We start from the raw sequence: 23,427 nt of genomic DNA on the forward strand, positions 1-23,427 counted from the left end.
CCCCGGCAGGTCCTGTGACGGCCCCCGACAGGCACTGAGGCCCCTCGTACGGCCCTCCCGTACAGCCGGTGGGCCCGGCCGCTCCCGACCCCCGCGCCGGGCCCCTCGCCGCACGTCCCACGCCTCACGGCGCACATCTCACGGCACGCAATTCCACGGCGTGCGCCACAGCGTCCCCCGGCGCCGCGCATCACGCCACGTGGGCGGGCCCCTGCCCGTCGTTCACCAGCGGCTTCCCGGCCGCCTCCCAGGCCAGCATGCCGCCGTCGACGTTCACCGCGTCGATGCCCTGCCCCAGCAGGTACCGCGTGACCTGCGCCGACCGGCCGCCGACCCGGCAGACCACGTACACCCGCCGGTCCGCGGCCTTCTCGGTCACCTCGCCGAACCGCTCCACGAACTCGCTCATCGGCACGTGCAGAGCCTCCTCGGCGTGCCCGGCCGCCCACTCGTCGTCCTCCCGGACGTCCAGCAGAAGGCCCTCCGGCGGCACCTCCGTGACCTCCACCGAAGGAATCCGGCCGTACTGCATCAGGTCACACCCCTCTCACCGGCCCCGGCCCCCCGGCGCCGTCTCGCACGCTCCGCACACTCCGGCCGCCGGTCCGGCCGGCCGCCCACGAACCTAACCCGCCCGTCCGGGCTCCTCGCCCCATCCCGTCCATCCCGTCTCCCCCGCATGACCCGTCCGGCCCGCACGGCCGGTCAGCTCGGCCAGACGCGCCTCCTTCTCGGCGATCCGCTCACGCAGCCGCCCGGCGATCTCCTCCAGCAGGCCGTCCGGGTCCTCGGGCGCCAGCTTCAGCATGGAGCCGATCGCGCCCTCCTCCAGCTCCGCGGCGGCCGCGGCGAGCATCTCCTTGCGCCGCGCCAGCCACTCCAGACGCGCGTACAGCTCCTCGCCGCGAGCGGCCTCCCGCTCCCTCACGGTCGGAGGCCCGGCGGCCCACTCCTCGGCCAGCGCGGCGAGCGCCTCCTCGTCCCCGTCGGAGTACGCCTTGTTCGCCCGGGTCATGAACTCCTCACGCCGCCCGCGCTCCGCGTCGTCCTGCACCAGGTCCGGATGCGCCGAGCGCACCAGTTCCCGGTACAGGCGTCTGGCCCGCTCACTGGGCCGCACCCGCTCCGGGGGCCGCACCCGCTGCCCGGTGAGCATCGCGACGGCCTCCGGCGGCAGCCCGGCGGAGTCCATCCACCCCTGGTACAGCTCCTCCACGGCCGGCATCGGCAGGAAGGAGGCGCGTGCCTCACGAGCCCTGCGCAGATCCCCGGGGTCGCCGGTGCACGCGGCCACCGCCTCGGCGATCAGGACGTCCAGCTCCTCGATCCGGCCGTACAGCGGGCCGAGCCGCTGCTCGTGCAACCGGGAGAAGTTCTCCACCTCGACCCGGAAGGTCTCCACGGCGATCTCGTACTCGATCAGCGCCCTCTCGGCCGCGCGCACGGCCCGCTCCAGACGCTCGACGGCCTCCCCGTCGTTCCTCGGGGCGGCCTCTGACGCGTCCTGCGGCTCGTGCCCGGCCTGCCGGGCTTCCTGCTGGGCTTCCGGATCCACGGGCTTCCTCGCGACGGCGTTCCACTGCGCCCCGGCCCTGACCGGGACCCTGACCGGGATTCACGCCGCCGTCCGGCCGGGGAGGCTCCCTGGCCGGACGGCGGCACCACCCGGCCAGCCTACGGCTCCCCGGGCCCGGGCCTCACACCCCCGCCCCCGCCCCGGCCCCCACAGCCGACCCCGCACTCAGCCCTCCACACCCGGTCACCGCGCCCGGCCCCACAACCGGCCCCCGGCAACCGCGGCCCCCTCGGCCCCGGCCCTCAGACGTCCCGCTCGGCCGGCAGCCGCCCGGCGCGCACGGCGGCCGCCAGCTCCGCGTGGTCCCTCTCGGTACGGTCGGCGTAGGCCACCGCGAAGGCGGCAACCGCCTCGTCCAGCTCCTCCGACTTGCCGCAGTACCCCGCCAGCAGCCGCGGATCGGCGCTGTGGGAGTGCGCGCGGGCCAGCAGGGCCCCGGTCATCCGCGCGTAGTCGTCGATCTCGCCGGCGCCCAGCGCCACCGGGTCCACGCTGCCCTTGCGGTTGCGGAACTGCCGTACCTGGTACGGCCGCCCCTCCACCGTCGTCCAGCCCAGCAGCGTGTCGGAGACCACCTGCATGCGCTGCTGCCCCAGCACCACCCGGCGCCCCTCGTGTCCCGGCTCCGGCCCGGTGATGCCCACCAGGGCCGTGTACGGCCGCAGCACCGACGGCCGCGCCTCCTTCACCTGGAGCACCAGCGGCCTGCCCCGGTGGTCCAGGAGCAGCACCACGTACGAGCGGGTGCCCACACTGCCGGTGCCCACGACCCGGAACGCCACGTCGTGGATCGCGTACCGCGCCAGCAGCGGCAGCCGGTCCTCCGGCAGCGTCCCCAGGTACTCCTCCAGCGAGGCGGCCACGGCAGCCGCCTCCGCGTCGGACGCCCTGCGCAGCACCGGCGGGGCGTCCACGAAGACCCGGCCGCCGTCGGCGGTCTCCCGGGTGGACTTGGCGGCGAAGCGCGCGCTGGTGTTGCGCCGGGCCTTCTCCGCGACCCGCCGGAGGGTGCCCAGCAGGTCGTGGGCGTCGGCGTGCGAGACGAGCTCCTCGTCGGCGACGGCGTTCCAGGCGTCGGCCGCCGGCATCCCCGCCAGCAGCCGCAGGGTGTGCCGGTACGCGCCGGCCGCGTCGTACGCGGCCGCCCGGCACACGTCCTCGTCCGCCCCCGCCTCGCGCCCGGCCAGCACCAGGGAGGCGGCCAGCCGCTTGAGGTCCCACTCCCAGGGGCCGCGCACGGTCTCGTCGAAGTCGTTCAGATCGATGGTCAGGCCGCCGCGGGCGTCGCCGTAGAGACCGAAGTTCGCGGCGTGCGCGTCACCGCAGATCTGCGCGCCGACACCGGTGGTGGGCGTGCCGTGCGCCAGGTCGTACGCCATCAGCCCGGCGGAGCCGCGCAGGAAGGCGAAGGGAGAGGCGGCCATCCGGCCGATCCGGATCGGCACCAGTTCCGCGATCCGGTCCCGGTTGGACTCCTCCACGGCGGCCACCGCGTCCGGCCGCCCCGGGCTCGCGGAGAACTCCGCGTGCGCGCGCCTGGGCACCGCCTCCCGCAGCGCCCTGCCCTCCCGCTTCGGCGCCCGCGGACTCCGCCGGTCCGCGAAACCCGGCACATACGGCAGCCGCTCGTCCACGGCCCCCACCCCCTGCGACTTACCAGCGGACGGCGTCCGGCCGGCACCGAGTGGGCCGGCCCGCGCCGACCGCGACGATCAGCGGGTTCGAAGGTACCCCCGTCCCCGGCGCCGGGCAGCCCCCGCGGCAGCCCGCATCGCTCCGCACCGGCCGCATCGATCGGCACCGGCCCGGAACCGCGCCCCGGCCGAAAACGAAGCGAGCCTCTCACGGTGACCTTCATCACCGTGAGAGGCTCGCTCTCTGTGCGCGAGGGGGGAGTTGAACCCCCACGCCCTTTCGGGCACTGGAACCTGAATCCAGCGCGTCTGCCTATTCCGCCACCCGCGCATGGGTGTTGCCGCTTTGATTCTCCCACACTTCCCGGACTGCTCTCGTCCGGTCCGGCGGGATCGCCTGGCGACACACAGAACATTAGCACGCTGTCCGGGGTGGTCTCACACCCGTATCGACCGCCCACGGTTTGGGACACTGGTCCCGTGCCACCTCTACGATCCGTGTGAGGGTTGACACCCGCGCGCCGGGCCCCGGTGGGGAACCAGCCGTTCTCGCCGCGCGTGGATACGATCAGTAAGCAGTATCGAAAGGCAACGCGTCGTGTGCGACCGCGACCGGCGCACTAGAGCCGTGGGCATCGGGGAAGGAGGTGCACCGTGGGAGTTCTGAAGCGCTTCGAGCAGCGTCTCGAGGGCCTCGTCAACGGCACCTTCGCCAAGGTGTTCAAGTCCGAGGTGCAACCCGTCGAGATCGCGGGCGCCCTCCAGCGCGAGTGCGACAACAACGCCACCATCTGGAACCGGGAGCGGACGGTCGTTCCCAACGACTTCATCGTCCAGCTCAGCGCCCCGGACTTCGAGCGCCTCAGCCCCTACGCCGGGCAGCTCGGCGACGAGCTGGCCGGCATGGTGCGCGAGTACGCCAAGCAGCAGCGCTACACGTTCATGGGATCGGTCAAGGTCGGCCTGGAGCGGGCCGACGACCTCGACACCGGCCTGTACCGGGTGCGCAGCCGCACCCTCGCCTCAAGCACCTCCCAGCACCAGTCCCCGCAGGGCGCACCGCCTCCCGGACAGGCCCCCGGCGCCCCCGGCGGTTACGGATACCCGCCCCAGCGCCCGGCCGGGCCGCCGCCCATGCCGGCCGGTCCGCCCCCCGGGCACGCCCCCGGCGCCCCGATGCCGCCCGCCCAGACCCGCCGCTGGATCGAGATCAACGGCACCCGCCACCAGATCTCCCGCCCCACCATGGTGCTGGGCCGCTCCACCGAGACCGACGTGCGGATCGACGACCCCGGCGTCTCGCGGCGCCACTGCGAGATCCGGTCCGGAAACCCCTCGACGATCCAGGATCTGGGATCCACAAACGGCATCGTGGTGGACGGACAGCACACCACGCGCGCTACGCTCCGCGACGGCTCACGCATCGTCGTGGGCAGCACCACGATCATTTACCGGCAAGCCGAAGGGTGAAGCGGGGGCAATGTCAGAGCTGACCCTGACGGTCATGCGGTTGGGTTTTCTCGCCGTACTGTGGCTGTTCGTCATCATGACCATGCAGGTCATCAGGAGCGACCTCTTCGGCACCCGCGTGACCCAGCGCACGGCCCGCCGCGCCGAGGCCCAGCGTCCTCCCCAGCCGCGCCAGGCCCCGCAGCAGGCGGCCCGCGGCGGGCGGCAGCGCCGCGGCGCCCCGACCAAACTGGTGGTCACCGAGGGGTCGCTCACCGGCACCACCGTGGCCCTCCAGGGCCAGACCATCACGCTCGGCCGGGCCCACGACTCGACGATCGTGCTGGACGACGACTACGCCTCCAGCCGCCACGCCAGGATCTACCCGGACCGCGACGGCCAGTGGATCGTCGAGGACCTGGGCTCCACCAACGGCACGTACCTGGACCGGACCCGGCTCACCACACCGACACCGATCCCGCCCGGTGCGCCGATCCGCATCGGCAAGACGGTCATCGAGCTGCGGAAGTAGTGAACGCGACCATGACGACCGGAGGGTGGGCACCGTGCGGATGTACCCGGAGCCGACGGGCGAGGTGCGCATGAGTCTGTCACTGCGCTTCGCCGCCGGATCGCACAGAGGCATGATCCGCGAGGGCAACGAGGACTCCGGTTACGCCGGTCCGCGGCTGCTCGCGATCGCCGACGGGATGGGCGGCCAGGCCGCCGGCGAGGTCGCCAGCTCGGAGGTGATCTCGATCCTCGTGCAGCTGGACGACGACGTCCCCGGCTCCGACCTGCTCACCTCGCTCGGCACCGCGGTGCAGCGCGCCAACGAGCAGCTGCGCGTCATGGTCGAGGAGGACCCCCAGCTGGAGGGCATGGGCACCACGCTCACCGCCCTGCTGTGGACGGGCCGGCGGCTCGGCCTGGTGCACGTCGGCGACTCCCGCGCGTACCTGCTGCGCGACGGCCGGCTCACCCAGATCACCCAGGACCACACCTGGGTCCAGCGCCTGGTGGACGAGGGCCGGATCACCGAGGAGGAGGCCACCACCCACCCGCAGCGCTCCCTGCTGATGCGCGCGCTGGGCAGCGGCGACCACGTGGAGCCCGACCTGTCCATCCGCGAGGTGCGGGCCGGTGACCGCTACCTGCTGTGCTCCGACGGCCTGTCCGGCGTCGTCAGCCACCAGACGATGGAGGAGACCCTCGCCGCCCACCAAGAGCCGCACGAGACCGTGCAGGAGCTGATCCAGCTCGCCCTGCGCGGCGGCGGCCCCGACAACATCACCTGCATCGTCGCGGACGTCCTGGACGTCGGCGACGACACCCTCGCCGGCCGGCTCAACGACACCCCGGTCATCGTCGGCGCCGTCGCCGAGAACCAGCAGCAGCTCGGCGACCCCGGCACCCTCCAGACCCCCGCCGCCCGCGCCGCCGAACTCGGCCGCGGCGGCGTGCCGCAGCAGCAGTCGCCCGAGGGCCCGCAGGGGAGCTTCGGCCCGCCCGGCAGCGGTGGCGCCACCCCGCCCGCCGGGGCGTTCGGCGCGTACGCCGAGGGCGACTTCACCAAGCCCCGCAAGCGTTTCAGGTGGCTAAAGCGGATCTTCCTCGGCCTGCTCGTCCTCGGCCTGCTCGGCGGCGGCCTGTACGGCGCCCACAGGTGGACCCAGACGCAGTTCTACGTCGGGGCCGACGGCGACCGCGTCGCGATCTACCGCGGCATCAGCCAGAAGCTGGGGTGGCTGCGGCTGAGCGAGGTCGAGCGGAACTCCTCCGTCGAACTCAAGTACCTTCCCACCTACCAGCGCAACGAGGTCGAGGCCGGCATCTCCATGGACAGCCTCGCCCAGGCGGAGGACCGGCTGGAGAAGCTGGCGGAGCAGGCCGAGGTCTGCGAGATCGTCGCCGCCCAGCGCAGGGAGAAGGAGCGCGCGGAGGCGCAGGCCGACGAGAGCGGCTCCGCCCGCGGCGGCGCCGGGGCCGGCGAGCGCTCCGAGCCGTCCACCTCCCCCGCCCCGACTGCAACCTCCCTCAACTCCGCCGCCACCGCCAGCACCAAGAGCCCGACCGCTCCCACCCCCGGCCCCACCCTTCCGGAGGAGCAGCAGAGGCTCGCCAAGCAGTGCACCACGTCATAGGGGGCCGCACGCCATGAGCACCAGTCACGCCACCGGGAACACCGGCAGCAACACGACGATCTCCCCCGGAGGTCTGCCCAGCCGCCGCAACACCGAGCTGGCGATGCTCGTCTTCGCCGTGCTGATCCCGGTGTTCGCCTATGCCAACGTGGGCCTGGCCGTCAACGGCGAGATGCCCGCGGGCATGCTCGGCTACGGCCTCGGCCTCGGCCTGATGGCCGGTGTCGCCCACCTCGTGGTGCGCAGGTTCGCGCCGTACGCCGACCCGCTGATGCTGCCGATCGCCACGCTCCTCAACGGGCTGGGCCTGGTCCTGATCTGGCGGCTCGACCAGTCGGAGAGACTCGCCCTGCGCGGAGAGGGCGCCGCCGCGCCCAACCAGCTGATGTGGTCCGCGCTGGGGATAGCGCTCTTCCTGGCGGTGCTGGTCTTCCTCAAGGACCACCGCATCCTGCAGCGCTACACCTACATCTCCATGGTCGTCGCGCTGGTCCTGCTGATCCTGCCGATGTTCTTCCCGGCGGTCTACGGCGCGAAGATCTGGATCACCATCGGCGGGATGTCCATCCAGCCCGGCGAGTTCGCCAAGATCATCATCGCGGTCTTCTTCGCCGGCTACCTGATGGTCAAGCGGGACGCCCTGGCACTGGCCAGCCGCCGCTTCCTGGGCCTGTACCTGCCGCGCGGCCGCGACCTCGGCCCGATCCTGGTGATCTGGGCCCTGAGCGTGCTCATCCTGGTCTTCGAGACCGACCTGGGCACCTCGCTGCTCTTCTTCGGCCTCTTCGTCGTGATGCTCTACGTGGCCACCGAGCGCACCAGCTGGATCCTGTTCGGCCTCACCCTGGCCGTCGTCGGCGCGGTGGCCGTGGCCAGCTTCGAGCCCCATGTGCAGAGCCGCGTCCAGGACTGGCTCGACCCGTTCCACACCGTCCGCGAGACCGGTGACGTCAACCAGCCCGCGGCCGCCATGTGGGCCTTCGGCTCCGGCGGGATCCTCGGCGCGGGCCTGGGCCAGGGCCACTCCGACCTGATCGGCTTCGCCGCCAAGAGCGACTACATCTTCGCCACCGTCGGCGAGGAGCTGGGGCTGACCGGCGTCATGGCGATACTGCTGCTGTACGGCCTGCTGGTCGAGCGCGGCATCCGCACCGCCCTGGCGGCCCGCGACCCGTTCGGCAAGCTGCTGGCCGTCGGGCTGTCCGCGGCCTTCGCCATCCAGGTCTTCGTGGTGGCCGGCGGCGTGATGGCCCTGATCCCGCTGACCGGTATGACCATGCCCTTCATGGCGCAGGGCGGCTCGTCCGTCATCGCCAACTGGGCGCTGGTCGCGATCCTGCTGAAGATCAGCGACACCGCACGGCGTCCCGCCCCCGCTCCCGCGCCCTCACCCGATGTCGAGATGACCCAGGTGGTCCGATCGTGAACAAGCCCCTGCGCCGTATCGCCATCTTCTGCGGTCTGCTCATGGTCGCCCTGATGGTCCGCAGCAACTGGATCCAGTTCGCCCAGGGCGACGAGCTGAGGAACGACCCGAAGAACCGCCGGGTCGCCATCGAGCGCTACGGCCAGCCGCGCGGCAACATCATCGTCGACGGCAAGGCCATCACCGGCTCCAAGGAGACCGAGGGCACCGACTTCAAGTACAAGCGGACGTACAAGAACGGCGAGATGTGGGCCCCGGTGACCGGCTACGCCTCCCAGGCGTACGGCGCCACCCAGCTCGAGTCCATCTACGACGGCATCCTCACCGGCGACGACGACCGGCTGTTCTTCAACCGCACCATCGACATGTTCACCGGCAAGGACCAGAAGGGCGGCAACGTCGTCACGACGCTGGACGCCGATGTCCAGAAGGCCGGCTTCGAGGCGATGGGCGACAAGAAGGGCGCCGCCGTCGCGATCAACCCCGAGACCGGCGCGATCCTGGGCCTGGTCAGCACCCCCTCGTACGACCCGTCCTCCTTCGCGGGGAACTCCTCCAAGGACGTCAAGGCCTGGAGCAGGCTCCAGAAGGAGAACAACGAGGACGAGCCGATGCTCAACCGGGCGCTGCGCCAGACCTACCCGCCCGGCTCGACGTTCAAGGTCGTCACCGCCGCCGCGGCGCTGGAGAGCGGCATGTACGACATCGACGAGAAGACCGACACCCCGGATCCGTACCGGCTGCCGCAGAGCACCACCGACCTGGGCAACGACGGCAACCACCCCTGCGAGAACGCCTCGCTGCGGGTGGCCATGCAGTGGTCCTGCAACACCGTCTTCGCCAAGATCAGCGACGAGCTCGGCAACGAGAAGATGATCGAGTACTCCGAGCGGTTCGGCTTCAACCAGGAGCACTTCGTCCCGGTCCGCGCCGTCGAGTCCGTCTACCCCGAGGACAACCGGCCGCAGAACGCCATGGCCGGCATCGGCCAGGCGTCCAACCGCGCCACCCCGCTCCAGATGGCCATGGTGGCCGCCGCCGTCGCCAACGACGGCAAGATGATGGAGCCGTACATGATGGACCAGCTCGTCGCGCCGAGCCTCAACGTCGTCGAGGAGCACAAGCCCAGGGAGCTGGGCGAGGTCGCCTCGGCGGAGAACGCCCAGAAGCTCCAGCAGATGATGGAGACGGTCGTCGAGAAGGGCACGGGAACCCCCGCGCAGATCGACGGCGTCACAGTGGGCGGCAAGACCGGTACCGCGCAGCACGGCGAGAACAACGAGAAGAACCCGTACGCCTGGTTCATCTCGTACGCCAAGACCTCCGACGGCTCCACCCCGATCGCCGTCGCGGTCGTCATCGAGAGCGCCGACGTCCTCCGCGACGACATCGCGGGCAGCAAGCTGGCCGCCCCGGTGGCCAAGGCCATGATGGAGGCGGCTCTCGACGGCAGGAGGTGACCGGGGGGCACCGGTCACACCGGCGGTCACGCCATCGGTCGCGTCCCGGCCCGCCACACGGTCCGGGTACCGTATGCCGAGCAGCACCGCCGGACCGCGCAGGGAGACGGTCAGGACGCACGGAGAGGGCTGGAGACTATGGAAGAGCCGCGTCGCCTCGGCGGCCGGTACGAGCTGGGCTCGGTGCTCGGCCGGGGTGGTATGGCCGAGGTCTACCTCGCCCACGACACCCGCCTGGGCCGCACCGTCGCGGTGAAGACCCTCCGGGTGGACCTCGCGCGCGACCCCACGTTCCAGGCCCGCTTCCGCCGTGAGGCACAGTCCGCCGCCTCCCTCAACCACCCGGCGATCGTCGCCGTCTACGACACCGGCGAGGACTACGTCGACGGGATCTCCATCCCGTACATCGTCATGGAGTACGTGGACGGCTCGACCCTGCGCGAGCTGCTGCACTCCGGGCGCAAGCTGCTGCCCGAGCGCTCCCTGGAGATGTGCGTCGGCATCCTCCAGGCACTGGAGTACTCGCACCGCAACGGCATCGTCCACCGCGACATCAAGCCCGCGAACGTCATGCTGACGCGCACCGGGCAGGTCAAGGTGATGGACTTCGGCATCGCCCGCGCCATGGGCGACTCCGGCATGACCATGACCCAGACCGCCGCCGTCATCGGCACCGCCCAGTACCTCTCCCCGGAACAGGCCAAGGGCGAGACGGTCGACGCCCGCTCCGACCTGTACTCCACCGGCTGCCTGCTGTACGAGCTGCTGACGGTCAGACCCCCGTTCGTCGGGGACTCCCCCGTCGCGGTGGCGTACCAGCACGTGCGCGAGGAGCCGCAGCCGCCCAGCTCCTTCGATCCCGAGATCACGCCCGAGATGGACGCCATCGTCCTCAAGGCGCTGGTGAAGGACCCGGACTACCGCTACCAGTCCGCCGACGAGATGCGCGCCGACATCGAGGCGGCCCTCGACGGCCAGCCGGTCGGCGCCGCGGCCGCCATGGGGGCGGCCGCCTACGGCACGGGCGGCGGCTACCACCCCGACGACCAGCCCACCACCGCGCTGCGCGCCGCGGCCCCGGCGTCCGCGCAGACGTCGATGCTGCCGCCGATGCGCGACGACGACGGCGGCTACGGCTACGACGAGCGGCCCGACCGGCGGCGCGGCGGCGGGAGACGCAACCAGCTCTCCACGATCCTGCTGGTCCTCGGCGGCATCCTGGTGCTGGTCGGCGCGATCTTCATCGGCAAGGTGATCTTCAGCCCCACCGACAACAACCCGGAGGTGCCGAACCTGATCGGGGACACCTTCGAGGAGGCCGAGCAGAAGGCGGTCAACTCCAGACTCAAGGTCGCCAAGGGCGCCAGCGAGTTCTGCGAGGAGAAGAAGGGCACCGTCTGCAAGACCGATCCGGTGGCCGGCACCGAGGTCGAGGAGGGTGAGACGATCACCCTGATCATGTCCAAGGGCCCCAGCGAGGTCGAGGTCCCGGACGTCGTCGGCGAGACGGCGGACGACGCCGAGCAGGAGCTGAAGGACGCGGGCTTCGAGGTCAAGCGCGAGACCGAGGTCTCGGAGCAGCCGGCCGGCACCGTCACCGAGCAGGATCCGGCGAGCGGCGAGAAGGCCAAGCCGGGCGCCACCGTCACCATCACGGTGGCCCGGGAGGACGAGCGGCCGACCGTGCCGCCCGTCGTGGGGCAGGACTTCGAGTCCGCGAAGAGCCAGCTGGAGAATCTGGGCTTCGTCGTCGAGCGGGCCGAGCAGGAGAACGGGGAGAAGCCTCCGAACACCGTGCTCCAGCAGAGCCTGCCCGCCAACCAGAAGGCCGAGGCCGGTTCCACCATCACCCTGATCGTGGCCAAGGCGCCCGCGGAGGAGCAGGTGGCCGTCCCCGGCATCCCGGCGGGGACACCGCTCAAGGACGCCCGCAAGACGCTCCAGGACGCCGGCTTCAACGTCGCCGTGTCGGGCCCCGACGACGGCAACGCCGTCGTCCTCACCACCGACCCGCCCGCCGGCACCCAGCTCAAGAAGGGCGACACGGTCACCGTGCGCACCTTCGGCGGCGGCGGGAACGGGGGCGGCGGAAACGGCGGCGGCGGGCCGGGCGGCGGCTTCATCGAGGGGATGACCGGCGGGGACGACTGATCCCGCCGGGCGTCCACCGCCCGCGGCCCGCACGCGGGGCCCGTACTCGGGGCCCCGCACGCAGGACTCCGCATACAGCGCACAGCCGAGGGCCCCGACCGGAAGCGACCGGTCGGGGCCCTCGGGCGTTCCGTTTCCGTTCCCCGGGCGGACGGGCGGGCAGCAGGCGGGCGGTACGCACACCGACCGCCGCGGGCGCCGGTCAGCGCGTACCGGTCAGCGCAGTTCCTCGGGCGGGGTGCGCTGCTCGTCCACCTTCTCGGTACGCACCAGCTCGCCCCACACGATGTAGCGGTAGTCGGAGGTGAGGATGGGGGTGCAGGTCGTCAGGGTGATGTACCGGCCGGCCTTCTTCTTCCCGGACTCCTCGGGTACGTCCGCCAGCACGCCGACGTTGTACTTGGAGGTCTTGGGGAGCGTCTCGTAGACCTTGTAGACGTACCAGGTGTCCTCGGTCTCCACCACGATCGGGTCACCCTTGGCGATCTTGTGGATGTCGTGGAACTTGGCGCCGTGGCCGTCGCGGTGCGCGGCCAGCGAGAAGTTGCCCTTGCCCTCCCACGGCGGGGTGGCCTCCACGGGGTCGGTGTAGTAGCCGGCGACGCCCTTGTTCAGCTTCTCGGTGTCGGTGCCCTTCTTGATCAGCACCTCGCCGCCCATCGAGGGCACATGGAGGAAGCCGACGCCGTCCCCGCCCTCGTACTCCTTCTTCCCCTCGCCGGCCGGCCCGTCCTTCGCCCAGCTCTCGCGCACCTCGTTGCCGTCGCGCTCGGCCTCGCGGTTGGCGAGCACGTTCGTCCACCACAGCGAGTAGGCGACGAAGAGGCCCAGCACCACACCGGTGGTGATCAGCAGCTCACCCAGAAGGCTGACGACGGCGGCGAGCCGCGGGCGCCCGCGGCGGGGTGCGGGAGGCGGATCCGTCCGCGCACCGTTGTCCTGGTCGATCACTGCCACCCGACGCACCGCCCGTTCCCCTCCGCAGTTCCTGCGCGCAGGCTATCGGACGAGGGCGTCCGGCTTCCCCTCGCTGCGCGGGCGCTCCTCGGCCAGCTTCCCCCAGACGATCATCCGGTACTTCGAGGTGAACTCGGGTGTGCAGGTGGTCAGGGTGATGTACCGCCCGGGTCCGGTGAACCCCGACCCCTTGGGGACGGGGTCGATGACACTGACGTTCGACGGCAGGGTGGAGTCGAGGCGGTTGGCCATCTCGTAGACGTAGTAGGTGTCCTTGGTCTCCACCACGATCGGGTCGCCCGGGTCGAGCTTGTTGATGTAGCGGAACGGCTCGCCGTGGGTGTTGCGGTGCCCGGCCACCGCGAAGTTGCCCTTCTCGTCCCAGGGCATCGCCGTCTTCAGGGGCTCCTCGCCGTAGTGGCCGACCATGCCGCGGTCGAGGACGCCGTCCTCGTCCACGCCCTCGGCGACGGGCACCTTCACGTCCAGCTTGGGGATGTGCATGATCGCGAACCCCTGGCCGGCGGAGAACGCCCCGGGGTCGCGGTTCCCGTCCCCCTTCTCGCCCCACCGCTGCTCCAGCTTCTTCGCCTCGTCGCCCGCTTGGCGGTCGGCGATCACGTTCGTCCACCACAGCTGGTAGGAAACGAACAGCAGCATCACCACGCCGAGTGTGATGAACAGCTCTCCGACGACCCGGCTGGCGACCACCATCGGGCTCTCCCGGCTCGCCCGCTGGGCCCGCCGCCGCGCGGCGCGGCCGCCGGGCCGGGGCGCACCGGCCGCCGGCGCGGAACCGGAGGCGGGAGCGGGGGATTCCTCGCGCTGGGCCGGGTGTACGGCCTCCACCCGGCGCAGCGCCATCGTCTCGTCCGTCGGGAGGTGCGCCTGCCGGAGCGCCATGGTCCGGTCGTCGAGGGCGGGTGCGGGCGCGGGCCCCGGTGCGGGCTCGGGGGCGGGCACGGGCACGGGCCCGGGAGCCGGGGCGGCCGGTCGGTACGCCTCCGCGTAGGGCTCCGCACGGGGCTCCGCGTACGGCTGGGCATGCGGCTCGGTGTGCGGCCGGGCGTAGGGCGCGTACCGCGGCGCGTACGCCTCCGGCCGCTCCTCCCCCCGCACCGGCTCCTGTCCCGGCAGCGGGTCGTTCAGCGGGTCGGCGAGCCGTCCCACCGCGGCCTCGAAGGCCTGCTGCTCGGCCTGCTCCGCATAGGCGTCGGCGGGCGGGCCGGCCCGGTGGCGCCCGGTGAGCGGGTCACCCCCGTAGGTGCCCTCCGGACGCAGGGCCGTCACGCCCCGACCACGGGGGCCAACCCCCGCGAGCGCTCCACGGCGCCGGTGTCACCGCACTCCGCGAGCCAGTTGGCGAGCATCAGGTGGCCCCACTCGGTGAGCACCGACTCGGGGTGGAACTGCACTCCCTCCACCGGCAGTTCGCGGTGGCGCAGCCCCATGACGACGCCCGTCTCCGTCCACGCGGTGACCTCCAGCTCCGCCGGGACGGTGGCGGGCTCGACGGCGAGCGAGTGGTACCGGGTGGCGGTGAAGGGGGAGGGCAGCCCGGCGAAGACACCGCCGTCGCCGTGGCTGACCGGCGAGGTCTTGCCGTGCAGCAGTTCCGGCGCCCGGTCCACCACGCCGCCGTACGCCACGGCCATGGACTGCATGCCCAGGCAGACGCCGAAGACCGGCACACCGGTCGCGGCGCAGTGCCGGACCATCTCGACGCAGACCCCGGCCTCCTCGGGCGTGCCCGGCCCGGGGGAGAGCAGCACCCCGTCGAAGGAGTCCCGCGCGTGCTCGGGGCGGACCTCGTCGTTGCGGAGCACCTCGCACTCGGCGCCGAGCTGGTAGAGGTACTGGACGAGGTTGAAGACGAAGCTGTCGTAGTTGTCGACGACCAGGATGCGCGCGCTCATCGTGCCTGCCCCGATCCGGCGCGGCCCTCGTCGACCGTCACGTCGCTGAACGGGAGCAGGGGCTCCGCCCAGGGGAAGACGTACTGGAAGAGCACGTAGACAACCGCCAGGGCCAGTACGAACGAGAGCAGCGCCCGTACGAGCGTGTTGCCCGGCAGATGCCGCCAGATCCAGCCGTACATGCCGTGTAGCCGTCCCTTCTGTTACTCGCGCAACCAGAGTACGGGTACGCGGGCCCGACGGGAGGCACAAGTCCCGCAATGCGTCACAGGCCACCCCGGGTTCAGCCGCCGGCCGCCTCGCCCACCGGTGTGCTCCGGGACAGGTCGACCGCGCCCGAGTAGCCGGGGAGGGTCACCTCGTCGTGTTCGTCGACCGACCAGCCCAGACCGTAGGCGTTGACGTACTCCCGGTAGTTGCGGACGGCGGGCGCCGCGTCCAGCGCCTCGCGCATCCGGTCGGGGTCGCCGACGGCGGTGACGGTGTACGGCGGGGAGTACAGGCGGCCCTGGAGGATGAGGGTGTTGCCCACGCAGCGCACCGCGCTGGTGGAGATCAGCCGCTGGTCCATGACCTTCATGCCCTCGGCCCCGCCCGCCCACAGCGCGTTGACCACGGCCTGGAGGTCCTGCTGGTGGACGACGAGGTCGTTGGGCTGGGGCTCGGGGATGCCGGGCATGCGGGCGGTGGCGTCGGGCGGGGCGTCGTCGAGTGTGACGGTGAGACCGGATCCGGAGAGCTTCCTGGTCCCGGCCGCCCGCTCCAGTTCCTCGAAGACGCGCTTCTCGGTCTCCGTGCCGCCGCTGTCGCGCCGGGCGAGGGCGTCGACCTCGCGGCGCAGAGCGCCCACGGACTCGTTCAGCGCCTCGATGTCGTCGCTGCGTTCCTCGATGAGGTCGGACAGGCGCAGCATCGAGTCGTCGGTGCGCAGATCGGTGCCCTGCGCGGTGTTGAAGCTGACCCAGAAGAGGAAGCCCGCGAGGGCGAAGACGCCCGCCGTGGCGAGCCGCACGGGCCGGAAGCGGGAATCGGTCACCTTACCCTTGTCTCCTTCCAGCACGCGGAAGTACTACGCTAACGGAATCAGGGATCGTCCCCTCCCCGGCCTCCCTCCGGATCCCGAACCGGACCCCGACCGGGGGGAGGGCCACCACGAACAGGCCCTCGCGGTCACGCAGCGCATCGACAGGAGAGTCCCTCGTGCCGAAGTCACGGATCCGCAAGAAGGACGAGTTCACGCCGCCGCCGGCGAAGCAGGCCACGAACATCAGCCTCGCCTCGGGGCGGAGCTGGGTCGCACCGCTGATGCTGGCGCTGTTCCTGATCGGGCTCGCATGGATCGTCGTCTTCTACGTGACGACGGGCGACCTGCCGGTCCAGTCGATCGGCAACTGGAACATCGTGGTGGGCTTCGGCTTCATCGCGGCGGGGTTCGTCGTCTCCACGCAGTGGAAGTAGCCGCGACCGCGGCACCGCCGCAACATCGCCGGCCCCCGGTCACGGCCCGGCACGGCCCGGCACGGCCAGCGGCAGCGTTATCCACAGGTCTTCCACAGCCCTGGGAAAACTTCAGAAGATCTGTGGATAACTTTTCCAGCCTGTCTGTCGTTATGACCGGTGACCCTCGGTAGACAAAGGGGCCCAGCCCCCGTCTTCCTGGGGAAACACGCATGTGCACGGCCGCGACGGCCCGCGTCGACGGCTGCCCACACCATGCACAGGATCGGTCACCTGCTGTGGATAACCTCTGGCCACAGCTCTGCGCGCAGCGTCGGTGGCCGCGATCAGCGGCCGAGCAGCTCCACCGTACGGACCACGCAGACGACCGCGATCACCAGCAGCACCGCGGCCATGGTCCCGTACTGCACCAGCGCGCGCCGGGCGCGCGGGGCGTACACCATCGCGTAGGCGATGACCGCTCCCACCACCAGGCCGCCGATGTGGGCCTCCCAGGCGATGTTCGGAAGCCTGAAGGTGATGAACAGGTTGATCACCAGCAGCACCAGGATGGGGCGCATGTCGTACCGCATCCGCCGCACCAGCACGGCGGTGGCGCCGAACAGCCCGTAGATCGCGCCCGAGGCGCCCAGCGACTCCTGGTTCTGCGCGGCGAGCAGATACGTCAGGGCGCTGCCGCCCAGCGCGGACAGCAGGTACAGCGCCAGGAACCGCCAGCGGCCCAGCGCCGCCTCCAGCTGCGGGCCGAGCCACCACAGCGCCAGCATGTTGAAGCCGATGTGCCAGATCTCCTGGTGCAGGAAGGCGGAGGTCAGCATGCGGTGCCACTCGCCGTCCGCGACTCCGACCCAGTCGGCCGCCGCCGGATCGTAGGCGTAGCCCAGCATCGTCAGCGCGCCGAGCAGCGAGCGGTCGTCGGCCGCGAGCACCGCGAAGAACACCGCCACGTTGATCCCCAGCAGCACCTTGGTGACCAGGCGCTGGTCGGCGGCGACGGTGCCGCCCGCCAGGGTGCGCGGCCGGGCGTCGCCCGCGGCGCGGTCCGTACCGGAGCCGCCGCGCACGCACTCGGGGCACTGGTAGCCGACCGAGGCGGGGATCATGCACTCGGGGCAGATCGGCCGGTCGCAGCGGGCACAGGAGATACCGGTCTCCCGGTCCGGGTGACGGTAGCAGCGCGGCATCGCCGGCCGCTCCCCGTCCTGCTGGTCCTCCATGGCCACCTCAACGCCCCCTCACGACGGACACGGCACGCCCCGCCCACGGGCTGGCATACCCACACGGACGGAGAACACCGCCCTCTCCGTCCTACGGACGGACAAGGCGGCGGGTTCCCGCAGGGCGGCCCGGCCCGCGCGGCGTGCGCGAGACCGGGCCTCTCGGCGCTCGGCGCCCGTCGGCGCCGCTCAGCGCTTCTCGATCATCACCGACTCGATCACGACGTCCTGCAGCGGACGGTCGGTGCGCTGGTTGGTCGGGGTGGTCGCGATGGCGTCCACGACCCGCCGGCCCGCCTCGTCGGCGACCTCGCCGAAGATGGTGTGCTTGCCGGTCAGCCATGCCGTCGGGGAGACGGTGATGAAGAACTGCGACCCGTTGGTGCCCGGGCCGGCGTTGGCCATCGCCAGCAGGTACGGCTTGTTGAAGGCCAGGTCCGGGTGGAACTCGTCACCGAACTCGTAGCCCGGGCCGCCGGTGCCGTTGCCCAGCGGGTCGCCGCCCTGGATCATGAAGCCGCTGATCACCCGGTGGAAGACCGTGCCGTCGTACAGCCGGTCCGTGGACTTCTTCCCGGTGGCCGGGTGGGTCCACTCGCGCTTCCCCTCGGCGAGCTCGACGAAGTTCTTGACCGTCTTCGGGGCATGGTCCGGGAAGAGCCGGATGGTGATGTCGCCCTGGTTGGTCCTCAGGGTGGCGTAGAGCTGCTCGGCCACGGTCTACCTTCCATCTGCGCTTTCGGAACCCCCCGATCCTCGCACAGCCGCACCCCCGGCGCCGTGCGGCGGGGGTGCGGCCGAACGGGTCGCGGGGCCCCGCGACCCGCATGGGCCGGAGGAATCCCAGGAACGGGGGAACGACGGGAAGGACGCGGAGGGAGCGGACGCGGGAAACGGCGCGAGCAGCGGGAACGGCACGAATGGCGCCAACGGCAGAAATACGCCATAGCCCGTATGCCCGTTGAGACATGCCTCGACACTGTTGTGAAGGCATGATCTCCACCATGGGTGGAAGGCGGAAGACACACGCCACCGATGAGGAGGAGATCCCGTGACCCGCATGGACAGCGTGCGCAGCGCGACCGACAACGCGAGGGAGACCGTGCGGCACGCCGCGGAAGCGGTGGCGCCGAAGGTGGCCCTCGCGGCCGGACAGGCCCGGTCCACGGTGCGCGGGCAGTACGCCGCCCGTGTCGCGCCGCGGCTGGAGCAAGCCCGCGAGACCCTGCCCCCCGCGGTCGACATGGCCGCCGCCCGGGCGGCCCACCGCACCCGCGAGGTGGCGCGTACGGCGGGCGAGTACGCGGCTCCCCGCGTCGAGGCGGCCCGCACCGTGGCCGGCCCGGTCCGGGAGGCGGCGGTGGCCCGCTCCACCGCGGCCGTCGCCGCGCTGCGCGGCGAGCTGACCGCCGAGGACATCCGCAAGCTCGCGCGGCGCAAGGCCCGCCGGGCGCGCCGGGGCCGGGCGTTCAAGCGGCTGATGGTGGTCGGTGTCGTCGCCGGCGGCGTGGCGGCCGTCTGGAAGTGGTGGGAGAAGCAGTCCAACCCCGACTGGCTGGTCGAGCCCCCGGCCGCCACCGAGGTCGGCGACGAGGCGTCCGTGACGGAGGGCACCGGGTCCGCCGAGCCGAAGGCCGGGGCGACGGCCGCTCAGACCGACACCCAGGGCACCTCCTCCGAGGCCGCCCCGTCGGACGAGGAGCGCTGACGGCTCCGGCGCCCGCCCTCCGGCCGGCCCCGTCCGCCGCCTTCGCGCGAACCGCCGGAGCGACACGGCACGCAGCAGGCCCGGTGCCGCGGAATCCACTGATTCCGCGGCACCGGGCCTGTGTGGTGTGGAGCTTAGGGGAGTCGAACCCCTGACATCTGCCATGCAAAGACAGCGCTCTACCAACTGAGCTAAAGCCCCGCCATGGACCAGAGTACCCAATGCCCCGGGTTGGTTCCGACCGGGTATCGCTCCGCGTGCGCCGCCTCCGTAGGATGCTCGGAAGTTCGCTCCAGCGAAGCGGGCTCGGGGAGACAGGGGAGAGAGCGATGGACGCAGCACAGCAGGAGGCGACCGCCAGGGCGAGGGAACTGCAGAGCCAGTGGTACGGCGAACCGCTGGGCACCCTCTTCCGCCGGCTCATCGACGACCTCGGCCTCAACCAGGCGCGGCTGGCCACGGTGCTCGGCCTCTCGGCCCCCATGCTCTCCCAGCTGATGAGCGGTCAGCGGGCGAAGATCGGCAACCCCGCCGTCGTCCAGCGGGTCCAGGCGCTGCAGGAACTGGCCGCCGAGGTCAGCAAGGGCACCGTCACCGCGGCCGAGGCCACCCAGCGCATGGACGAGATCCGCCGCACCGCGGGCGGCAACGTGCTGGCCTCCTCCACCCACGTCACCCCCTCCGGCGGCCAGGCCACGACCGTCAAGCGCGTCGTACGCGAGATCCAGGCGCTGCTGCGCTCGGTCGCGGACGCGGCCGACATCATCGACGCCTCCGACTCCCTCGCCGGAAGCCACCCGGAGCTGGCAGAGTTCCTGAGGGTGTACGGCGCGGGCAAGACCGCCGACGCGGTCCGGCACTACGAGGCGCACCAGGCCTGAGGACGGCGGCGACGGCGACCGGCGGCAACCGGCGGTGACAGGGACGAGGCGGGCACAGCGCGATGGGTGAGGTCTTCGCGGGTCGGTACGAACTGGTCGACCCGATCGGACGCGGCGGCGTGGGCGCGGTCTGGCGCACCTGGGACCACCGGCGCAGGCGCTACGTGGCCGCCAAGGTCCTCCAGCAGAGCGACGCGCACACCCTGCTGCGGTTCGTGCGCGAGCAGGCGCTGCGCATCGACCACCCCCACGTACTGGCCCCGACGAGCTGGGCCGCCGACGACGACAAGGTCCTGTTCACCATGGACCTGGTCCGCGGCGGGTCGCTCGCGCACCTCATCGGCGACTACGGGCCCCTGCCCCCGACGTACGTGTGCACGCTGCTCGACCAGCTGCTGTCGGGGCTCTCCGCGGTGCACGCCGAGGACGTGGTGCACCGCGACATCAAGCCCGCCAACATCCTGCTGGAGGCCACCGGCACCGGCCGGCCCCATCTGCGGCTGTCCGACTTCGGCATCTCGATGCGCAAGGGCGAACCACGGCTGACCGAGGCCGACTACGTGGTCGGCACGCCCGGCTACTTCGCCCCCGAGCAGCTGATGGGCGCCGAACCGGACTTCCCCGCCGACCTGTACGCGGTCGGGCTGGTGGCGCTGTACCTGCTGACCGGTCAGAAGCCGGACTCCCAGGCGCTGGTGGAGGCGTACGCGCACGGGGTGCCGCCCGCGCCGCAGGGCCTCCCCGAGCCGCTGTGGCAGGTGCTGGGCACCCTGCTGCACCCCGATCCGGAAGCCCGCTTCCGTACGGCGACGGGCGTACGCAGGGCGCTGGCGTCCGCCGCGGAGCTGCTGTCGGCGGACGCCACGGCGGAGCAGGAGGTGGTGGAGGTCTTCGACCAGATCGGTCCGCTGCCGCCGGGGTTCGGACCGGAGGGGCCGGAGAACCGGGAGGGCCGGGAGGACCCCGAGGGCCCGGAGGGTCCCGGGAACCCCGGGCGGGGGCCGGCGGGCGAGGAGGGCCGGGGGGACACCGGCTCCCCGGCGTCCCCGGCGTTCCCGGCGTCCGACACCGGGAGCTTCCACCTCCCCCCGCCCGTGCGGGCGTACGCCCAGGAGCCGCCGCAGGCCCCGCCGTTCCCGGCGCCGGCCCGTCCGCCCGCCCACGCACCGGCGCTGGCTCAGGAGACCACGCAGACGTCCCCCGGGGCCCCCGCCCAGCCGTATCCGTATCCGGGACCGCCCCTCGCCGGCATGCCGCAGACGCCGGCGGCACCGACGGCACCGGGGACACCGACGCGGCCCTACACGGCCGCCCAGCCGCTCTCCCCCGCCGGCCCGGCGCCCGCGGGGCCGACGGCAGGGCCCGCGGGCGCGGAGCACCGCGCCCACGCGGCGCGCAGGCCGGGGCCGCCCCCGAAGGTGGCGGCCCCGCTGCTGGTGCTCGCCCTGGTCCTCATCGCCGTCGGCGTCTGGGCCCTGACCCAGACGCCCTGACCCGGGCGGCCCGACCCGGGCATCCTGAACCGCACCCGGTCCTCGGCGCTCAGGCCTCGGTCCTCGGTCCCCGCTTCCCGGCGCTCAGGCGCGGCCCGCGCTCCGCCGGGCGAGGAGCGTCCACAGGCCGAGCCCCAGGATCAGCGCGGTGCCGGTGCCGATCCCGGCCCAGCCCAGCAGCCGCAGGGTGTCGCCGCTCTCCGCGGCCGACCGGCTCAGCCCCTCGGCCGCGGCCTCGCGGTCGTCCTCGGTGACCCCGAAGCCGGCCTCCTCGGCGTTTCCGTCGTACTCGGGACCGGCCTCCGGCTCTCCCACGACGGTGGTGCGCAGCACCACCGGCACCGTGCCGTCGACGGACTCGGCCAGTTTCCCGTTCGCGTGCACCGCGATGTAGTACCAGCCGGCGAAGCGCGTCTCGCCCAGCTCCGTGCCGCCGTCGAAGCGGTTGGCGAAGGCGACGCGCTGACCGTCCAGCAGGTACGCGGCGGGCTTGTCGGGCCGGTAGCCCACGCCGTCGGTGCCGATCCGCCCGCGGGCGGTGTTGTAGAAGTCCACCCGGAAGGCGCCGCTGACGTACGGGGCGTTGTCGCCCCTGGCCCTGGCCGTGCCGAACTCCACCTGGGTGTACAGCCGCTGGCCCCAGTCGAGCGGCACCTTGTAGAAGCGGGTCTCGCCGGGCCGCAGCCGGTCGCTCCAGTTGCCCCCGCCCATGCCGGGCGCGTCGTTGAAGCCGGTGCCGCCCTCGATGGGCCTGGTCTCCCCCTTCGGCGCCCCCGGCGGGCTCGGTGTCGCGGCGTCGGGTGCGGCCTCGGACGGGCCGCCGGAGGCCTGCTTCCGCAGCCCCGGCTCCCGCATGAAGGAGATCTCCAGGGGCCAGCGGCCGGCGTCGGCGGTCTCGTCGCTGTCCCGCTCCACGGAGAAGTGGTAGACGCCGGGCTCCTGGCAGTAGCCGTCCTTCCTGATCATGCGTCCGGCGAGGTCGGCGATCGGCCGGGCCGAGTCGTCGGAGCCGAAACTCACGTCCCCGTCACCGCAGTTGATGCCGTCCGCCGACTCCAGGACGACCTCGATGCCGTCCATGCTCTTGACCCGGCTGCCCGGTTCGGGCAGGGCGGTCGCCGAGATCCAGGCGTTGGACTCCCCGTCCAGCGTGACGCTGTAGTACCTCCGCTCGCCCGGCCCGATGTCGTCGGTGTAGAAGCCCGGTTCGATGGCCGGCCCGTGGGCGCTGCTCTCCTGGCCCTCGACGCGCTGGGCGTCCGGAGCCGTCTCGTACGCGGGCAGGTCCTCCGGTCCGGCCGACGGTGCGGCCACGGCGGCTCCCGGCAGTGCCGCGACCGCGCACAGCGCCGCCGCGGCGGCCAGTGAGCTCCTCATCGTGCGTCCCGCCCGCCCCATCACCACGCGCCACCCTCCGTCGTGCCGTCCGTCGTACCGCCGGCCGTGCCGTCCGCCGCCCTGTCGGCGGCGCCGTCCTTCGCCGCTCCCGTACGCGCCGCCGCGCGCCCGCGCGACCGCGTGTACACGGCCGCCGGCGCGATCGCCGGCAGCGTCGCCGCCCCGGCCGCCGCGGCGACGGCCGGACCCGACCATCCTGCACCGCCGGGGCCCGAGCCGTCCCGGGCGGCCCCCGCTTCCTCCCGGCCGGCCCCTCCGTCCCGATCCCCGTCCCGCTCGCGCACGGCGGGCGCGCCGTGCTCCGGTCCGGCCTTCTCCTCGCCGACCACCGCCACGCGCAGTACGAAGCCGACGGCCACGTTCTCGGCGAGTTCGGCGGCGTCCGGGTCGAGGCCGACGCCGATGTGGTACTCGCCCGCGCGCCGCACCGGCACCGCACGGGTCGCGCTCTCCCAGTGGTTGGTCCACGCCACCGGCACCGTGCCGTTGGACACCGCCGCCGGCTCGCCGCGGTAGAGGGCGCCGGTGCCGAACTCGCCGGCGGACTGGACGGGCACCC

The 23,427-nt window shown here is 72.5% G+C and carries 22 protein-coding genes and 2 tRNA genes; 10 read left to right on the forward strand and 14 right to left on the reverse strand.

Translation table 11 applies throughout. The annotated features are described in order from the left end of the window. Positions 1 to 190: 190 nt before the first annotated feature. The 4 genes from BMY40_RS08140 to BMY40_RS08155 form a co-directional block, all read right to left on the reverse strand. Positions 191 to 532 (reverse strand): rhodanese-like domain-containing protein, encoded by a 342-nt coding sequence (locus BMY40_RS08140; protein WP_093657079.1) that lies wholly within the window; start codon positions 530 to 532, stop codon positions 191 to 193. Between the two features lie 93 nt (positions 533 to 625). Next, the gene (locus tag BMY40_RS08145) at positions 626 to 1,555 is read right to left on the reverse strand and encodes a hypothetical protein (protein ID WP_425443089.1); all 930 of its coding nucleotides are present in this window, start codon (positions 1,553 to 1,555) and stop codon (positions 626 to 628) included. A gap of 263 nt (positions 1,556 to 1,818) precedes the next feature. Next, the gene (locus BMY40_RS08150; protein ID WP_093657081.1) at positions 1,819 to 3,219 is read right to left on the reverse strand and encodes a DUF2252 domain-containing protein; all 1,401 of its coding nucleotides are present in this window, start codon (positions 3,217 to 3,219) and stop codon (positions 1,819 to 1,821) included. Positions 3,220 to 3,457: 238 nt separating this feature from the next. Next, positions 3,458 to 3,541: transfer RNA gene (locus BMY40_RS08155), tRNA-Leu, on the reverse strand. A gap of 323 nt (positions 3,542 to 3,864) precedes the next feature. Here BMY40_RS08155 and BMY40_RS08160 point away from each other — a divergent pair. From BMY40_RS08160 to pknB, 6 genes are all read left to right on the forward strand, one after another. Continuing rightward, positions 3,865 to 4,680, forward strand: a complete 816-nt coding sequence (locus BMY40_RS08160) for an FHA domain-containing protein (protein WP_093657083.1) — start codon at positions 3,865 to 3,867, stop codon at positions 4,678 to 4,680. A 10-nt stretch (positions 4,681 to 4,690) separates the two neighbouring features. Beyond that, positions 4,691 to 5,191, forward strand: a complete 501-nt coding sequence (locus BMY40_RS08165; RefSeq protein ID WP_093657085.1) for an FHA domain-containing protein FhaB/FipA — start codon at positions 4,691 to 4,693, stop codon at positions 5,189 to 5,191. A gap of 70 nt (positions 5,192 to 5,261) precedes the next feature. Further along, the gene (locus BMY40_RS08170) at positions 5,262 to 6,803 is read left to right on the forward strand and encodes a Stp1/IreP family PP2C-type Ser/Thr phosphatase (protein WP_425443090.1); all 1,542 of its coding nucleotides are present in this window, start codon (positions 5,262 to 5,264) and stop codon (positions 6,801 to 6,803) included. A 13-nt stretch (positions 6,804 to 6,816) separates the two neighbouring features. Continuing rightward, complete coding sequence (locus tag BMY40_RS08175; RefSeq protein WP_093657089.1) at positions 6,817 to 8,229, forward strand: FtsW/RodA/SpoVE family cell cycle protein; 1,413 nt, start codon at positions 6,817 to 6,819, stop codon at positions 8,227 to 8,229. Beyond that, complete coding sequence (locus BMY40_RS08180) at positions 8,226 to 9,689, forward strand: peptidoglycan D,D-transpeptidase FtsI family protein (RefSeq protein ID WP_093657091.1); 1,464 nt, start codon at positions 8,226 to 8,228, stop codon at positions 9,687 to 9,689. Before BMY40_RS08175 ends, BMY40_RS08180 begins: the two co-directional genes overlap by 4 nt. 138 nt (positions 9,690 to 9,827) lie before the next feature. Next, positions 9,828 to 11,840: a Stk1 family PASTA domain-containing Ser/Thr kinase gene (pknB, locus tag BMY40_RS08185; RefSeq protein WP_093657093.1), complete on the forward strand. Its 2,013-nt coding sequence runs from the start codon at positions 9,828 to 9,830 to the stop codon at positions 11,838 to 11,840. A 216-nt stretch (positions 11,841 to 12,056) separates the two neighbouring features. On the opposite strand, the gene BMY40_RS08190 is transcribed toward pknB, so the two are convergent. The 5 genes from BMY40_RS08190 to BMY40_RS08210 form a co-directional block, all read right to left on the reverse strand. After that, positions 12,057 to 12,797, reverse strand: a complete 741-nt coding sequence (locus tag BMY40_RS08190) for a class E sortase (RefSeq protein WP_245769943.1) — start codon at positions 12,795 to 12,797, stop codon at positions 12,057 to 12,059. Between the two features lie 42 nt (positions 12,798 to 12,839). Further along, complete coding sequence (locus BMY40_RS08195; protein ID WP_245769944.1) at positions 12,840 to 14,087, reverse strand: class E sortase; 1,248 nt, start codon at positions 14,085 to 14,087, stop codon at positions 12,840 to 12,842. After that, positions 14,084 to 14,713 carry an aminodeoxychorismate/anthranilate synthase component II gene (locus BMY40_RS08200; protein WP_093657097.1) on the reverse strand — a complete coding sequence of 210 codons (630 nt, stop codon included), beginning with the start codon at positions 14,711 to 14,713 and terminating at the stop codon, positions 14,084 to 14,086. Before BMY40_RS08200 ends, BMY40_RS08195 begins: the two co-directional genes overlap by 4 nt. Next, the gene (locus BMY40_RS08205; RefSeq protein ID WP_093657099.1) at positions 14,710 to 14,895 is read right to left on the reverse strand and encodes a hypothetical protein; all 186 of its coding nucleotides are present in this window, start codon (positions 14,893 to 14,895) and stop codon (positions 14,710 to 14,712) included. The genes BMY40_RS08200 and BMY40_RS08205 overlap by 4 nt, the downstream gene beginning before the upstream one ends. 101 nt (positions 14,896 to 14,996) lie before the next feature. Then, the gene (locus BMY40_RS08210; RefSeq protein ID WP_245769945.1) at positions 14,997 to 15,749 is read right to left on the reverse strand and encodes a DUF881 domain-containing protein; all 753 of its coding nucleotides are present in this window, start codon (positions 15,747 to 15,749) and stop codon (positions 14,997 to 14,999) included. 164 nt (positions 15,750 to 15,913) lie between these two features. On the opposite strand from BMY40_RS08210, the gene crgA reads away from it, so the two are divergent. Next, positions 15,914 to 16,171 (forward strand): cell division protein CrgA, encoded by a 258-nt coding sequence (crgA, locus tag BMY40_RS08215; RefSeq protein WP_093657101.1) that lies wholly within the window; start codon positions 15,914 to 15,916, stop codon positions 16,169 to 16,171. 326 nt (positions 16,172 to 16,497) lie between these two features. Here the strand turns inward: crgA and BMY40_RS08220 are convergent, their stop codons facing one another. Next, on the reverse strand, positions 16,498 to 17,388 hold the full coding sequence (locus BMY40_RS08220) for a rhomboid family intramembrane serine protease (RefSeq protein WP_093657103.1): 891 nt from the start codon (positions 17,386 to 17,388) through the stop codon (positions 16,498 to 16,500). A 189-nt stretch (positions 17,389 to 17,577) separates the two neighbouring features. Beyond that, positions 17,578 to 18,105, reverse strand: coding sequence for a peptidylprolyl isomerase (locus BMY40_RS08225; RefSeq protein ID WP_093657105.1), 528 nt, complete (start codon positions 18,103 to 18,105; stop codon positions 17,578 to 17,580). A gap of 334 nt (positions 18,106 to 18,439) precedes the next feature. On the opposite strand from BMY40_RS08225, the gene BMY40_RS08230 reads away from it, so the two are divergent. Next, positions 18,440 to 19,096 carry a DUF5324 family protein gene (locus tag BMY40_RS08230; RefSeq protein ID WP_093657107.1) on the forward strand — a complete coding sequence of 219 codons (657 nt, stop codon included), beginning with the start codon at positions 18,440 to 18,442 and terminating at the stop codon, positions 19,094 to 19,096. 128 nt (positions 19,097 to 19,224) lie between these two features. On the opposite strand, the gene BMY40_RS08235 is transcribed toward BMY40_RS08230, so the two are convergent. Next, positions 19,225 to 19,297, reverse strand: a tRNA-Ala gene (locus BMY40_RS08235). A 128-nt stretch (positions 19,298 to 19,425) separates the two neighbouring features. Between BMY40_RS08235 and BMY40_RS08240 the strand changes: the two genes are divergently transcribed. Continuing rightward, positions 19,426 to 19,977 carry a helix-turn-helix domain-containing protein gene (locus BMY40_RS08240; RefSeq protein WP_093657109.1) on the forward strand — a complete coding sequence of 184 codons (552 nt, stop codon included), beginning with the start codon at positions 19,426 to 19,428 and terminating at the stop codon, positions 19,975 to 19,977. A gap of 62 nt (positions 19,978 to 20,039) precedes the next feature. Further along, entirely contained in the window at positions 20,040 to 21,470 is a 1,431-nt protein-coding gene (locus BMY40_RS08245; RefSeq protein ID WP_093657111.1) for a serine/threonine protein kinase, read from the forward strand. A gap of 84 nt (positions 21,471 to 21,554) precedes the next feature. Here the strand turns inward: BMY40_RS08245 and BMY40_RS27750 are convergent, their stop codons facing one another. After that, positions 21,555 to 22,847, reverse strand: a complete 1,293-nt coding sequence (locus BMY40_RS27750) for a hypothetical protein (RefSeq protein WP_143071748.1) — start codon at positions 22,845 to 22,847, stop codon at positions 21,555 to 21,557. A 20-nt stretch (positions 22,848 to 22,867) separates the two neighbouring features. After that, positions 22,868 to 23,425 (reverse strand): hypothetical protein, encoded by a 558-nt coding sequence (locus BMY40_RS29050; RefSeq protein WP_342745062.1) that lies wholly within the window; start codon positions 23,423 to 23,425, stop codon positions 22,868 to 22,870. Positions 23,426 to 23,427: the final 2 nt, after the last annotated feature.

It is taken from the genome of Streptomyces radiopugnans (genome assembly GCF_900110735.1).
Classification (GTDB): Bacteria; Actinomycetota; Actinomycetes; order Streptomycetales; family Streptomycetaceae; genus Streptomyces; species Streptomyces radiopugnans.